14 protein-coding genes are annotated in these 13,557 nt (G+C 68.1%); 9 read left to right on the plus strand and 5 right to left on the minus strand.

Going from position 1 to position 13,557, the window contains the following annotated elements:
• Positions 1-60 precede the first annotated feature (60 nt).
• Positions 61-954 carry a LysR family transcriptional regulator gene (locus ACN8HC_RS10760; protein ID WP_490074831.1) on the plus strand — a complete coding sequence of 298 codons (894 nt, stop codon included), beginning with the start codon at positions 61-63 and terminating at the stop codon, positions 952-954.
• On the opposite strand, the gene ACN8HC_RS10765 is transcribed toward ACN8HC_RS10760, so the two are convergent.
• The gene (locus tag ACN8HC_RS10765) at positions 935-1,594 is read right to left on the minus strand and encodes a nucleoside/nucleotide kinase family protein (RefSeq protein WP_490074832.1); all 660 of its coding nucleotides are present in this window, start codon (positions 1,592-1,594) and stop codon (positions 935-937) included. The two genes, ACN8HC_RS10760 and ACN8HC_RS10765, sit on opposite strands and share 20 nt — an antisense overlap.
• Positions 1,591-2,607: a LacI family DNA-binding transcriptional regulator gene (locus ACN8HC_RS10770; RefSeq protein WP_490074833.1), complete on the minus strand. Its 1,017-nt coding sequence runs from the start codon at positions 2,605-2,607 to the stop codon at positions 1,591-1,593. Before ACN8HC_RS10770 ends, ACN8HC_RS10765 begins: the two co-directional genes overlap by 4 nt.
• 204 nt (positions 2,608-2,811) lie before the next feature.
• Here ACN8HC_RS10770 and ACN8HC_RS10775 point away from each other — a divergent pair, with 204 nt between their 5' ends.
• From ACN8HC_RS10775 to ACN8HC_RS10785, 3 genes are read left to right on the plus strand one after another with little or no spacing between them, the layout of a single operon-like run.
• Complete coding sequence (locus tag ACN8HC_RS10775) at positions 2,812-3,927, plus strand: substrate-binding domain-containing protein (RefSeq protein WP_490074834.1); 1,116 nt, start codon at positions 2,812-2,814, stop codon at positions 3,925-3,927.
• A gap of 5 nt (positions 3,928-3,932) precedes the next feature.
• Positions 3,933-4,961: an ABC transporter permease gene (locus tag ACN8HC_RS10780; RefSeq protein WP_490074835.1), complete on the plus strand. Its 1,029-nt coding sequence runs from the start codon at positions 3,933-3,935 to the stop codon at positions 4,959-4,961.
• Entirely contained in the window at positions 4,958-5,740 is a 783-nt protein-coding gene (locus ACN8HC_RS10785; protein ID WP_490074836.1) for an ATP-binding cassette domain-containing protein, read from the plus strand. Before ACN8HC_RS10780 ends, ACN8HC_RS10785 begins: the two co-directional genes overlap by 4 nt.
• A gap of 60 nt (positions 5,741-5,800) precedes the next feature.
• Here ACN8HC_RS10785 and ACN8HC_RS10790 read toward each other — a convergent pair whose 3' ends face one another.
• Positions 5,801-6,400 carry a peroxidase-related enzyme gene (locus ACN8HC_RS10790; RefSeq protein ID WP_490074837.1) on the minus strand — a complete coding sequence of 200 codons (600 nt, stop codon included), beginning with the start codon at positions 6,398-6,400 and terminating at the stop codon, positions 5,801-5,803.
• Positions 6,401-6,507: 107 nt separating this feature from the next.
• On the opposite strand from ACN8HC_RS10790, the gene ACN8HC_RS10795 reads away from it, so the two are divergent.
• From ACN8HC_RS10795 to ACN8HC_RS10810, 4 genes are all read left to right on the plus strand, one after another.
• The gene (locus ACN8HC_RS10795) at positions 6,508-7,269 is read left to right on the plus strand and encodes a GvpL/GvpF family gas vesicle protein (protein WP_490074838.1); all 762 of its coding nucleotides are present in this window, start codon (positions 6,508-6,510) and stop codon (positions 7,267-7,269) included.
• A 75-nt stretch (positions 7,270-7,344) separates the two neighbouring features.
• Positions 7,345-9,033, plus strand: coding sequence for an aa3-type cytochrome oxidase subunit I (gene ctaD, locus ACN8HC_RS10800; RefSeq protein ID WP_490074987.1), 1,689 nt, complete (start codon positions 7,345-7,347; stop codon positions 9,031-9,033).
• Positions 9,023-9,427 carry a cytochrome c oxidase subunit 4 gene (locus ACN8HC_RS10805; protein WP_490074839.1) on the plus strand — a complete coding sequence of 135 codons (405 nt, stop codon included), beginning with the start codon at positions 9,023-9,025 and terminating at the stop codon, positions 9,425-9,427. The genes ctaD and ACN8HC_RS10805 overlap by 11 nt, the downstream gene beginning before the upstream one ends.
• A gap of 18 nt (positions 9,428-9,445) precedes the next feature.
• Positions 9,446-11,068, plus strand: coding sequence for a phytoene desaturase family protein (locus tag ACN8HC_RS10810; protein ID WP_490074840.1), 1,623 nt, complete (start codon positions 9,446-9,448; stop codon positions 11,066-11,068).
• Between the two features lie 13 nt (positions 11,069-11,081).
• On the opposite strand, the gene ACN8HC_RS10815 is transcribed toward ACN8HC_RS10810, so the two are convergent.
• Positions 11,082-11,540, minus strand: coding sequence for an SRPBCC family protein (locus ACN8HC_RS10815; protein WP_490074841.1), 459 nt, complete (start codon positions 11,538-11,540; stop codon positions 11,082-11,084).
• Between the two features lie 97 nt (positions 11,541-11,637).
• Here ACN8HC_RS10815 and ACN8HC_RS10820 point away from each other — a divergent pair, with 97 nt between their 5' ends.
• Positions 11,638-12,705 carry an NAD-dependent epimerase/dehydratase family protein gene (locus ACN8HC_RS10820; protein ID WP_490074842.1) on the plus strand — a complete coding sequence of 356 codons (1,068 nt, stop codon included), beginning with the start codon at positions 11,638-11,640 and terminating at the stop codon, positions 12,703-12,705.
• A 2-nt stretch (positions 12,706-12,707) separates the two neighbouring features.
• Here the strand turns inward: ACN8HC_RS10820 and ACN8HC_RS10825 are convergent, their stop codons facing one another.
• On the minus strand, positions 12,708-13,505 hold the full coding sequence (locus ACN8HC_RS10825; RefSeq protein ID WP_490074843.1) for an MBL fold metallo-hydrolase: 798 nt from the start codon (positions 13,503-13,505) through the stop codon (positions 12,708-12,710).
• Positions 13,506-13,557 lie beyond the last annotated feature (52 nt).

Below are 13,557 nucleotides of genomic sequence, written 5' to 3' on the forward strand. Positions count from 1 at the left end.
TGGGCGAGATGTGCCATGCTGTCCGACGGCTGTCTCAGACCAATCGGATGCCTAGGAGGCATGGTGGAGCTGCGGGTGATCCGCTACTTCCTGGCGGTGGTCGACACCGGCTCGATCACCGAAGGCGCGCGGAGGATGCACGTCTCACAGCCGAGCGTGTCACGTCAATTACGTTCGCTGGAAAAGGAGTTGGGCGCTGACCTGTTTCAGCGCGGGCAAGGGTCCGTCCGACTGACACATGCCGGGCGTCGCTTCGAGAAGGTGGCGCGGGACCTGGTGCTGCGCGAACGGCTGGCCCGTGAGGCGGTGAATCTCGAGGACGTCCGTGAGCTGCGCCTCACCGTCGTCGGCTCGTTCACGACTATCACCCGGGTGATGGCGCCGTTCGTGGCAGAGCACGGCGCCGAGTTGCCGTTGATCGATGCGCTCGAGGAGACACCGTCCCGGATCTTCGAGCGGGTCGTGGAGGCGGACGCTGACCTCGGCATCTCGACGACGCTCCCGCCGCCCGGCTGGCGCAGCAAGGCACTGCACTCGGCTGGCCTCACCCTGCAGGTCGGCCGCGGGCATCCACTGCACGGGAGGCCGCACATCGACCTCCATGACGTCATCGGTATGCCGCTGATCCTGATCGACCGGACCAACGCCGCGAGGACCGTCTTCGACGAGGCGCTGACCGAGGCCGGGCTGACCGCGACCGATGCCATCGAGCTCAACTCGGCGTATCTGGCGCAAGCGCATGCGGCAGCGGGCCGCGGCGCTGCGGTCGCGACCAACGCGCCCGCCTTCGGTCTGCATCCGGTCCGCATCATGAAGAACCGCAAGCAAGTTCGCGTGCATCTGGTGGCCGGATGGGACCCGGCACACTATGCGTCGGCAGTGATCGAGCAGTGGTCGGACGAGTTCGCCTCCTGGCTGCCCGGCGTGCCAGATCTCACGCCGTTGGATCTGTGATCACCACGTCGGCTGCTGCCGCCGAGCCGCGCACCAGCTCGGCGTTGCGCTCGTCGTTGCCGAGCGTCCACGACGCGGCCTCGTCGGCCGACTTGCCGAATGCCTGATGGCGCCGGATCAATCGGTCCTGGCGCGTGGTGCCGGGCAGGTCGAGGAACCACGTCTCGTCGACGAGGTCACGGACCGAACCCCACGGCTCCGCGTCGAGGAGGAGGTAATTTCCCTCGACGATGACCAGCGGCGTGTCTCGGGGCACGGCGATCGATCCGGCGACCGCTGTCTCCAGCTCTCGCCGGAAGTCCGGCGCGTAGACGACCGGTTCGGTGTTGTGCCGCAGCCGGGTCAGCAGGGAGAGGAACCCGTGCGCGTCGAAGGTCTCCGGTGCTCCCTTGCGGGCCGTGAGCCCGAGGTCGGCGAGCACCTCGTTCGCCAGATGGAAGCCGTCCAGCGGAACCAACGCCGCGCGGCCGGCCGGCAGCTGCCCGATGAGAGCGGCCGAGAGGGTGCTCTTGCCGGCACCGGGAGCTCCGGCGATGGCCAGCAGCCGGCGCGTGCCGGTCGCGCTCAACCGCTCGGCCCGAGCACGCAGTTGTGCGATGTCTGACGACGGGATGCGCTGCGAACGCTGCTGATCGATCACTGGTCGTGCTCCACGTCCGTGCAGCCGCAGGACTCCCGGCGATGAAACGTCGAGGACAACGCGTGCCGTTCGGTCGGTCCGGTGTAGCCGTCGATGCGGCGGAGCAGGAGCCGGGTGGCCATGCTGCCGATCGCGGGAATCGGTTGGGCGACGGTGGTCAGCCGAGGGGACATGAGGTCGGCCCACTCGAAGTCGTCGAAGGCACCCACCGCCACGTCGTCGGGAACGCGCAGGCTGAGGTCGCGCAAGCCCCGCAACATCCCCACTGTCATCGCGTTGTTGCCGCTCACCAGAGCGGTGGGCGGATGAGGGCCGCTCATCAGCGCCTTGACAGCGCGCCGGGCCGGACCGATCTCGGAGGCGCCGGCGCGCACCAGCCGGCGGTCGTAGGGCAGGCCGGACTGCTCGAGTCCGAGCTGGTAACCGGCCAGCCGCTCGACCGTCGTGGAGAGGCCGGGGCGACCGCTGATGAACCCGATGCGGGTGTGGCCGTGGCCGGCCAGGTGTTCGACAAGTTGAGCGGTCGGCTGCACGTTGTCCGCGCCGACCTCGTCGAACTCGCCGTCGGCGAGCCGGTCGACCAGCACGGTCGGTGTGCCGCTCGCTGCGAGCCGGCTGATGATCTGCTCGAGGTGCCGGGCGGCCGGCGCGATGATGATGCCGTCCACCCGCCGGTCGAGCATCACCTTGACCTGGGTCACTTCGTCGGTGGCGTTCTCGTGGTTCTCGGTGAGCAGCAAGGTGTAGCCGCGTCGGCGTGCGGTCCGGTCGATCTGGGTGACGAGGGGCGCGAAGAACGGGTTCGACAGGAACGACATCACGACGCCGATCAGCATGGTGCTCTGGGTGACGAGCGCGCGCGCGACGGTGTTGGGCGTGTAACCGGTTTCGTTGACGGCCTTGAAGACTCGCTGACGGAGCTCCTCACTGACCGGGCGAGTGTCGTTCAGGACGTGCGAGACGGTGGTGATCGACACTCCGGCGCTGAGCGCCACATCGGCCATCTTGACCATGCTCGCTACCTCCCAGTTCACAGGCTTTGATCAGGACCCTACGAAACGCCGTCCCGGCCGTGGCCTGCGACACATTTAACAGCGTGGCACGCGCGCGCGCAAACGCTTGCGAATTGCTCGCAAGCGCTTGCCAAAGCGTTTGCGGTGCCCGTAGCGTGTGGTGCGTCACACCCACACAGGTAGCTGTTCCGGAGGTTTTTTGACATGACCAGTCGCGGAAAGACGAGACCGCAGCGGCGGATGATGGCCGGCTTGCTCTGCATCGGCGCCGGGGCTCTCGCGCTGACGTCGTGCAGCAGCGGCGGGACCGCGTCCTCCAAGGGCGCCTCGGGAGGCAGCGGCGGCGGCAAGGTGAAGGTCGCGCTGATCCTCAAGGAGTTCACCAACCCGTATTGGATCTCCATGGAGAAGACCGCCAAGCAGGAGGCCGCCAAGAAAGGCATCCAGTTGCAGGTCACGGCCGGGAAGTCGGACGACGACACGACGTCGCAGATCACCCAGATCGAGCAGGCGATCGCTGCGGGTGACAAGGGCATCATCATCGCGCTGAACGGCGACGCGGTGAACAACGCGTTGCTCAAGGCCAAGAGTGCCGGCCTGATCGTCGTCGCAGTCGACACCCCGCCGATCCCGCCGACGGTCGCGAACGTGACCTATGCGACCGACAACACCCAGGCCGGATTGCTGGACGGCAAATGGGCCGCCGCCAAGCTGGGCGGCAAGTCCGCCGACATCGCCATGCTCGACGACCTCGCCGATCAGGTCATCACCGTCGACGTGGATCGTGACCACGGCTTTCTCCAGGGCATGGGGATACCCGTCGGAAACCCGAACGTCAACGGCAAGGAACCGAAGGCCGGGCACTACACGGGTGGCAAGGGCGGCAGCTACAAGATCGCCTGCCAGCAGCCCACGAACGGGTCGGTCACCGGTGGCCAGACCGCGATGGAGACCTGCCTTTCGAAGGACTCGAACATCAACGTCGTCTATGCCATCAACGAGCCGGCGTCACAGGGCGCCGCGCACGCGTTGAAGGCCGCCGGCAAGACCGGTGTGACGGTGGTGGCGATCGACGGCGGTTGCAGCAATCTGTCCTTCATCTCCAGCGGTCAGGTAGGAGCGACGGCCGGTCAGTTCCCGGGCAAGATGGCAGCTGACGGGGTGGACGCCATCGCGCAATACGTGAAGACCGGGAAGAAGCCGACCAACCAGCCGGGCAAGGACTTCTACAACACCGGCACCAAGCTCTACACCGACAGTCCGCAGTCCGGCGTCGCGAGCATCACCTCCAAGGCTGCCGCCAAGATGTGCTGGGGGTGAGGCACATGACACTCGACACGGCCAAAGCCACGGCGGATCCGCCACCCTCCGGTCTGGCAAAGCCCAGCGTCGGCAACCGCGTTCAGCACCTGTTGCACGCGCACCCGTCGCTCGGGCCGCTGATCGTCCTGGTCATCTCCGCGATCGTCTTCGACGTGATCAACGGCCGGTTCTTCAGTGCGGCCAACCTCTCGATCATGCTGCAAGAGGTGGCGGTGATCGGTCTGCTCGCACTGGGCCAGACGGTGATCATCCTCACCGCAGGCATCGACCTCGCGGTGGGTGCCGCGATGATCCTGGCGCAGATGGTGATGGCGGGCCTCGCCATCAACTCCGGCTGGCCGGTCGTGCCGGCGCTCGGCGTCGGTCTGCTGGTCGCGCTGGCCACCGGGCTGGTCGACGGTCTGCTCGTGACGCGGTTCAAGGTTCCACCGTTCATCGGCACCCTGGGCACCCTGGGCGTCTTCACCGCGCTGGGCTTGCTCTACGCCAACGGCCAAACCCTCAACCCCCTGCCCGGCAGTCTGCTGCTGTGGCCCGGCAACCTGATCAAGATCGGCTCGTTCTCCCTGATGACCGGCGTGATCGTCATGCTCGCGCTCTACGCCATCGTGGGATACGCGCTGGGTCGCACCGCGTGGGGCAAGCACGTGTATGCCGTCGGGGACGACCCGGAGGCCGCGCGGCTCGTCGGGATCAACGTCGGGCGGTTGCTGCTCAGCGTCTACGTGCTCGCCGGACTCATCTACGGCATCGCCGCATGGGTGCAGATCGGGCGGGTGGGAGACGCGAGCACCAACATCTCCTCGACGCTCAACCTGGACAGCATCACCGCTGCGGTCATCGGCGGTGTCAGCTTGTTCGGCGGCCGTGGCATCGTCCTCGGCACGCTGTTCGGGGCACTCATCGTGCAGGTGTTCCAGAACGGCCTGGCACTGGCCGGGGTGCAGGACCTCTATCAGCAACTCGCCGAAGGTCTGCTGGTGATTGCGGCCGTGGCGGTCGACCAATGGATTCGGAAGGTCCGGACATGAGTGACACCGAGCGCGAGGAGAGCCGCCGGCCGGTGCTTGCCGCCACCGGGCTCACCAAGTCCTACGGCCGGGTCGAGGCGCTGCGCGGCGCCGACTTCGAGCTGTTCCCCGGCGAGATCCTCGCCGTCATCGGCGACAACGGCGCGGGCAAATCGTCTCTGATCAAATGCCTTTCGGGCGCATCGACCCCGGACAGCGGTCAGATCTTCCTGGACGGCAAGGAGGTCCACTTCCGCACGCCGCAGGACGCGAAGGACGCCGGCATCGAGACCGTCTATCAGACGCTCGCGGTGGCGCCGGCGCTCGACATCGCCAGCAACCTCTATCTCGGCAGGGAGATCCGCAAACCCGGGCCGCTGGGGCAGGTCCTGCGGCACCTGGACATCGCCCGGATGCGTCGTGAGGCGCGTGATCACGTCAAGCGGTTGGGCATCGAGACGCTGCAGGACATCACTCAGGCCGTCGAGACGCTCTCGGGTGGACAACGGCAGGCGGTGGCGGTCGCGCGTGCGGCGGCATTCGGCAGCAAGGTCGTCATACTCGACGAACCCACGGCCGCGCTCGGTGTGCGTGAGTCCGCGCAGGTCGCCGCGATCATCAAGCAGTTGCGGGATCAGGGTTTGCCGATCGTGCTGATCAGTCACGACATGCCGAGCGTGTTCGACCTCGCCGACCGGATCCACGTCCAGCGGCTCGGCCGGCGCGCCGCCGTCATTTCGCCGGAGACGCACAGCATGGAGGACGCGGTCGCGATCATGACGGGTGCACGCGCCGCCTGATCGCGCAGCTCGGTGACCGATGCCGGAGCGTCGGTCACCGAGCTGAGCCGTCGGTCCGGCTCAACTCTCCCTCGGGACGCGGCCCATCAGATAGAACTCCTTGTTGGGCATCAGTCCGCTCCAGTGGACCAAGCGGTTGCTCATCGAGAAGAACGCGGTGATCGTCCCCACGTCGTAGATGTCCTCTTCCGACAGGCCGTGCCGCCGCAGCTCCGCCAGGTCTGCGTCCACGATCTCCCAGGGGCGGACGGCGAGCTTCACCGCGGCCGAGATGATGGCACGCTGCCGCGAGTCCAGGTCCGCCTTGCGCCAGTCGGTCGCCAACTGGTCCGAGATGTACGGGTTCTTGGCGCGGATGCGCGCAATCGCACCGTGCGCGACGACGCAGTAGAGACACGAGTTCTCGGCGCTGGTTGCGACGACGATCATCTCCCGGTCCGCCTTCGTCAGCCCCGGCGTCTCGCGGTCCATCAACGAATCGTGGAAGTCGAAGAACGCGCGCATCTCGTCCGGACGCTGCGCGATGCCGACGAACACATTGGGGATGAATCCGGACTTCTCGCTCACTGCCATGATGCGGTCCTGCAGGTCCTGTGGCAGGTCCTCCACGTCGACGACGGGGAAGCGCTTCAGGATCGTGGGGTCCATCCGACCGGGCATTGCTGTCTCCTTGTGCTCCACCGTTGTGCCAAGAGTGTGACTCCGCTGCAGCGAGGGTAATCCGAATGCGTTGCACCTGCCGATCGCGCTGCGAGGGGAGCGGGACCATGACCATGCGTGCGCGTTACGTGTATGCCATCACTCAGTCGATCCCCGACGTGCTGCTCGCCGGCGTGACGGGCATCGCGGGCGCTCCGGTCACCACGGTGCGAGAGCGCAACCTGATGGCCGTGGTGAGCGACGTGGACCTGCGGGAGTTCACCAAGGACTCGGTGCGCGCCAAGCTCGAAGAACTGGCCTGGCTGGAGGGTCTGGCCTGCGCCCATCGCCATGTCGTCGACGAGGTATCGGTGCTCGCACCGATCGCTCCGATGCGGCTCGTGACGACCTGTCTCGACGACGAGGCGGTGCGCGATCGGCTGGTCGGCTGGCACGATGAACTGGTGCGTGTGCTGGCGCAAGTGGAGGGCCGCCTGGAGTGGGGCGTGAAGGCGTTCCCTCCGCCTCCGGCGGACCGGGCGGCCCGCTGTCCGGCCGGTCCGCTGAACGGCGTCGACCATGTGCGTGACAAGAAGCTGCGCGCCGGGGCCCCCCGACCTCCCGGTCCGTCCTTCATCCCCGCAGCCGAGGTGCACCGAGCTCTCGCGGCGATCGCCGACGCAGACCGCCGCCTTCCGACACAGGATCCGGTGTGTGCGGAACGCGGTGCCGACAGGGTGCTCAACGCCGCGTATCTCGTGCCCCGGTCGGCGGGCAGCGCCTTCCAGGGGCGCGTGCAGACCCTCCGCGAGGAATACCCGGACCTGCGCATCGAGTGCGGGGGCCCTTGGCCGCCATACACTTTCGCGTTGCTGGACCACGACGGATGATTCGAAGCGCTCCGGGTGGGTAGGGCGTGGGGCATGCAGTCCACAGTCCGCCAGGATTCCGCAACCCGTCGGCGGATGCGTCGGGGAAAGGTCAAGCGCCCGCGTCGTCCCGGTGAACGCTTGTGGGCGATCATCACGACGACCGACCACAAGGTGATCGGAAACCTCTATCTCGGGACGTCGTTCGCGTTCTTCATGATCGGCGGCGTGCTCGCGCTGCTGATGCGGGCGGAGTTGTGGGCGCCGGGGCTGCAGATCGTCGACGACCCGGAGCAGTACAACCAGCTCTTCACCATCCACGGCACGATCATGCTGCTGCTCTTCGCGACGCCGCTCTTCGCCGGCTTCACCAACGCGATCATGCCGCTGCAGATCGGTGCGCCCGACGTCGCGTTCCCGCGGCTCAACGCCTTGTCGTACTGGATGTACCTGCTCGGTGGGATCGAAGTGATCTCCGGCTTCCTGACCCCGCAGGGCGCCGCCGCGTTCGGCTGGTTCGCCTACAACCCGTTGAGCGGCTCGACATACTCACCGCACGTCGGGGGCAACCTGTGGACGATGGGCCTGGTGCTGAGCGGTTTCAGCACGATCTTCGGCGCGGTCAACTTCATCACCACCGTGATCTGCATGCGGGCGCCCGGTATGACGATGTTCCGGATGCCGATCTTCACCTGGAACACGCTCATCACGTCCCTGATGGCGCTCATCGCGTTCCCGGTCCTGGCATCGGCGCTCTTCGGGTTGGCCGCGGACCGCGTCCTCGGCGCACACGTCTTCGACGCCGTCAACGGTGGCGCCATGCTCTGGCAGCACCTCTTCTGGTTCTTCGGGCACCCCGAGGTCTACATCGTCGCCCTGCCGTTCTTCGGGATCGTCACCGAGATCTTCCCGGTCTTCTCGCGCAAGCCGTTGTTCGGATACGTGACCCTGGTGTTCGCGACGATCGCGATCGCCGCGCTGTCGATGACGGTGTGGGCGCATCACATGTACGCCACGGGGCAGGTGTTGCTGCCGTTCTTCGCCATCATGACCATGCTGATCGCCATCCCGACCGGGGTGAAGTTCGTCAACTGGATCGGCACGATGTGGGGCGGGTCCCTGACGTTCGAGACACCGATGTTGTGGTCGATCGGCTTCCTGGTGACGTTCCTCTTCGGCGGGCTCACCGGGGTCATCCTGGCCAGCCCGGCGCTCGACTTCGAGGTGACCGACTCCTACTTCGTGGTGGCGCACATGCACTACGTGCTGTTCGGCACCGTCGTCTTCGCCATGTTCGCCGGGTTCTACTTCTGGTGGCCGAAGCTCACCGGCAAGATGCTGGGCGAAACGCTCGGGAAGATCCATTTCTGGTTGCTCTTCATCGGTTTTCAGACGACCTTCCTGATCCAGCACTGGCTCGGCGTGGAAGGTATGCCGCGCCGCTACGCCGACTACCTCCCGTCCGACCACTTCCAGTGGATGAACGACGTCTCCTCGGTCGGTGCGCTCATCCTGGCCATCTCCATGCTGCCGTTCTTCCTCAACGTCTGGGTCACCTGGCGCACGGCGCCGAAGGTGGAGATGGACGACCCGTGGGGATACGGCTGCTCGCTGGAGTGGGCAACCTCGTGTCCGCCGCCGCGGCACAACTTCGACTCGCTGCCCCGGATCCGGGGCATTCGGCCGGCGTTCGACCTGCACCATCCGGAGGCGAGCACGGTGCCGCAGGTACGGACGCAGTGGCTCGAGCAACACGATGAGCAGGAGCAGCACGATGCGACCTGATGCGCTGCGGACCGAGACCAAGATCTTCGCGTTCTGGACGCTCTTCTTCGCGGCGGTTGCCATCATCTACGCCTGGTTCACCTATGGGGACGAGCCGGCGGGCGCGGCGGCGCTGGGCGTGACCACACTCATCTCCGGGGGCCTGACCTTCTACCTGTGGTGGACCGGCCGGCGCATCGACGAGCGACCCGAGGATGACCCGGGCGGTGAAATCGACGAGGTGGAAGGCGATTACGGCTACTTCGCACCGCGCAGCATCTGGCCGCCGCTGGTCGCCCTCAGTGCCTCGATCGCCGCGTTCGGGATCGCGCTCGGCTGGTGGCTGGTGATGCTGGACATCCCGATCGCGTTCTTCGCGATCGTCGGGTGGACCTTCGAGCACTTCAGGGACTGAGCGCAGATGGAGCACGGAATGCCAGCAACCACGTCGCCCCACCGTCGGGGCGACGTCGCCGACGCCGTGGTGATCGGCGCCGGTCCGAACGGGCTCGTGGCGGCCAACGCGCTGGTCGACGCTGGCTGGGACGTCGTGGTGGTGGAGGCCGAAGACCAGGTCGGCGGCGCGGTGCGCAGTGCGGAGATCTTCCCCGGCTACACCACCGATCTGTTCAGTGCGTTCTACCCGTTGGCGGCGGCGAGCCCGGTCATCCAGGATCTGGACCTGCAGGACCACGGCCTCGTCTGGCGTCGTTCACCGTCGCCGGTCGCGCATGTCCTCGCGCCGGACAGCGCAGCGGTGCTCTGGTCGGACGTCGACGAAACGGCCCGCGGCCTGGACGAGTTCGCCGCTGGGGACGGCGAGGCATGGTCCGCCATGTTCGCGACATACCAGGGCGTGCGCTCCACCGTGCTCGACGCACTGTTCACGGTGTTTCCCCCCGTGCGGGCGATCATGTCGTTCGTCCGCCGGTCCCGCATCGCGGGGGCTGCCGAACTGGCCCGGCTGGCAATCACGCCGGCGCACCGAGTGGGGGAGGAGAACTTCCGTGGCGACGGCGGCCGGGTGCTGCTCACCGGCAATGCGATGCACAGCGACCTCGGTCCGAACGGCGCCGGCGGCGGCTTCATGGGCTGGCTGCTCGCGATGCTCGCGCAGGATGTCGGCTTCCCGGTGCCCGAGGGCGGCGCCGGCCGACTGGCCGAGTCCCTGCGCGGCCGGGCAGAGGCAGGCGGCGCGCAGTTCCGCTGTGGGACGGTCGTCGACGGGGTGGAGGTCGAGCACGGGCGCGTCACCGGAGTGCGGCTCGCCGACGGCACCCGGCTCGGCGCGCGGCGGGCGGTCCTGGCGGACGTCTCCGCGCCGGCGTTGTACGGCGACCTGGTGGACAGGTCACACCTGCCGGCCCGGATGACGCGGGAACTGCGCCGGTTCGCCTGGGACCACTCGACGGTGAAGCTGAACTGGGCGCTCGACCGGCCGATCCCATGGCAGCACAGCACTCTCGGCAACGCGGGCACTGTCCACCTCAGCGGGTCCAGTTCGACGCTGCTGCGCTCGGGTCTGCAACTCCAGGCCGGCGATCTGCCGGACCGACCGTTCATCGTGCTCGGCCAGATGGCGCGCCCTGACCCGACTCGGGCACCGAAAGGATGCGAATCTGCGTGGGCCTACACCCATCTGCCCCAGTCGATGGCGGACGACGCCGAGGCGGTCGAGACCGTCATCCGCCGGGCGCGGGCCGCGGTCGAGGAGGCCGCACCCGGGTTCGGCGACGCGGTGGTCGGGGAGATGGTGCAGCGGCCGGCCGACCTCGAGGCGATGGATCGCAACCTCGTCGGCGGTGCCATCAACGGCGGGACCTCGGCGCTCTATCAGCAGCTGTTCTTCCGACCGACCCCCGGCCTCGGCCGCCCCGAGACCCCGATCACCGATCTCTACCTGGCGAGCGCGTCGGCGCATCCCGGCGGAGGGGTGCACGGTGCGTGCGGCTGGAACGCGGCCCGGGCCGCGCTCGCCGCGCACGGACGGCTCGGTACGGTGCACCGCGCGCTGGTGCGCACGGCATGGAATCGTCTGCTGCGCAGTGATTCCTGAGGCGCCAGCCCTGCTACGACCGGCCTTCTGCGATGAAGGCGAGCCGTCGTAGGCACTCGCCGTTGCGGTGACCGAGGACAAGCTGCCGCGCGGCGCGGGGCAGTGCCCGGGCTGGGCCCGAGGTGACGTCCTCGGTCATCGTCACCACGCTTCCTCCGTCGCGTTCGTCGAGCGTGATGCGCAGTTCGGCCCGACCCCAAGGCATCGCGCGGGGCGCCAGCACCAACTCGGCACGCGGCGTGCACTCCAGGACGTCGGTGTGGTCGTGGAGCAGCAGCGGCCAGGCTCCCACCGAGTGGTGCAGCCGGGAGCCCACCGCCGGCCAGTCTTCGTCCACGTCACGGATGCGGGCACTGCCGACCACCCAGGAGGCGTACGACCAACCGTCTCGGAGCACGTCCCATACGGCGTCGACGGGTGCTTCGATGGTGCGGACCGCCGACCGAAGGGCCGCAGCGTTTCGGATGTCCATTGGTGACCTCGCGTGCAGATGCCGGGAACCCTCGCACTACCCCAGGGCCGAGGGACCGAACCCGTGTGCAGCTCCGCAGGTCGGGTAATGGGCCGCTGTGAAAGTGGTGGTGACCGGCGCGACCGGCAACATCGGCACGGCGCTCGTGCCGCGGCTGCTCGCAGCCGGGCATGACGTGCACGGCGTGGTCCGGCGCCCCGCTCCCGGTTGGCCGCGCCCTGCAGCGGTGCGGTGGACGACCCTCGACCTGGCGGACGACGAGGCCGGCGAACCTTTCCGGCGGGTGTGCGCGGGCGCGGACGCGGTCGTGCATCTGGCGTGGGGGTTCCAGCCGATGCGCCGCCCGGATCGGCTCGCCGCATCCGGTCCGGAGGCCGCCGGTCGGTGCCTCGACGCCGCGTTCGCGACCGGCGTCGGCCGGGTGGTGCAGCTTTCCTCGGTGGCGGCATACCGCGCCCGCACCTCGCTCGACCCGGCCGACGAGGGGCACCCCCTCGGTGGGATCCGGTCGTGCACCTACAGCCGGGACAAGGTGCGTGCCGAGGAGCAGGGCCGAGCCGCCGCCGCCCGGTACGACGCCTCCGAGCACCTCACCCTGCTGCGCCCGTGCATGATCGGCCAACGTGCCGCGGGCGGGATGATGCTGCGCTGTTCCTTGCCGGCCGTCGTGCCGTCGTGCGCGGTGGACCGGTTGCTGTTACTGCCGGTCGACCCTGCGTTCCGAATGCAGATCATTCACGCCGACGACGTGGCGCTCGCCATCGTGCGGTGCCTCGAGCGGGACATCGGTGGCGCGTTCAACCTCGCGGCCGACGAGCTGCTGACCGGTACGGACATGGCGAAAGCGTTGCAGGCTATGCCCATCCGCGACGTGCGGCCCGGCATCCGCGGGCTGGTCGCCGGTGCCTGGGCCGCTCATCTGCACTCACTGGAGCCGGGCTGGGTCGACATGGCGAACCGCGCCCCAATGGTCAGCTGTGCACGGGCGCGCGCGGCACTCGCCTGGCGGCCGCGGCACGCCGCCCATGACGTGCTGCGGGAGTTGATCAGCGGTATGGCGGACGGGTGCGGCGCGGCCACGCCGGCACTTCGCCCGCGCACCATCCGGGACGGCCTGCGACGCTTCGTGCGGGAAGGCACCGTTGCCCGGCGGACGATGACGTGACCTCACTCTTCGTCGTCGAACAGCGGGAGTGTCTCGCCGCGGCGGGGAACTGTGATACTGCGGGCGAGGCCGTTCAGTCGTGCCCGAGCGATGAGGGCCGAGACGGGAGAACGGAACACGCGGTAGTCGTCATGGTGCACGGGGAGCACTCGTTTGAGCGGGAGCCGGTGGATTGCGTCGACCGCCTGCACGTCGTCCATGGTGACTGTGCGCAGCAGGATCCTCGTGCCTCCGCAGTGCAGGATGCCCGCGTCGATCCTGGGGTGTCGTTCTGCGATGGCGTCCAGGTGCGGCCCGGTCAAGGTGTCTCCGCTGACGTAGAGGTGGCGATCCGGTTTCCCGGCGACCCGATGCGTCAGCAGGCTGCCCATGACCGCCGGTAGCATCCGCCCGAGCAGACCGGTCGCGTGGACAGCGGGGAGCGACTCGACGACGAGTTGCTCGCCGTCGCGCTCGAGCGTCGTCGTTTGCCAGGTCTGCAGCCCTTCGGTCGCGAATCCGCTCCTGCCCAGGCGCTTGGCCGCTTGCGGCGTGGTCACCAGCGGGACGTCCTTGTCGAGTTGTCGTCGGGCGATCCGGTCGAAGTGGTCGCCGTGCAGATGCGACAGGACGACTGCGTCCAGCGGCGGCAGTTGCGATGGCCGGAGCGCCGGATCCACCAGTCGTCGAGACACCAGACCCCAGCCGAGGTAGGCGAACTGGCCACGGTGCAGGAAATTCGGATCGGTCAGGACGGTGAAGGATCCGATGCGTAGGACGCTTGTCGCGTTGCCGACGAAGGTCATCGTGTCGCGGTGCATCGGCAAGCCCTACCCGGAGCCCGGTGCGGTCACACCACGGTTTGCGGCGAAG

Source organism: Flexivirga sp. YIM B11880, from assembly GCF_058148645.1.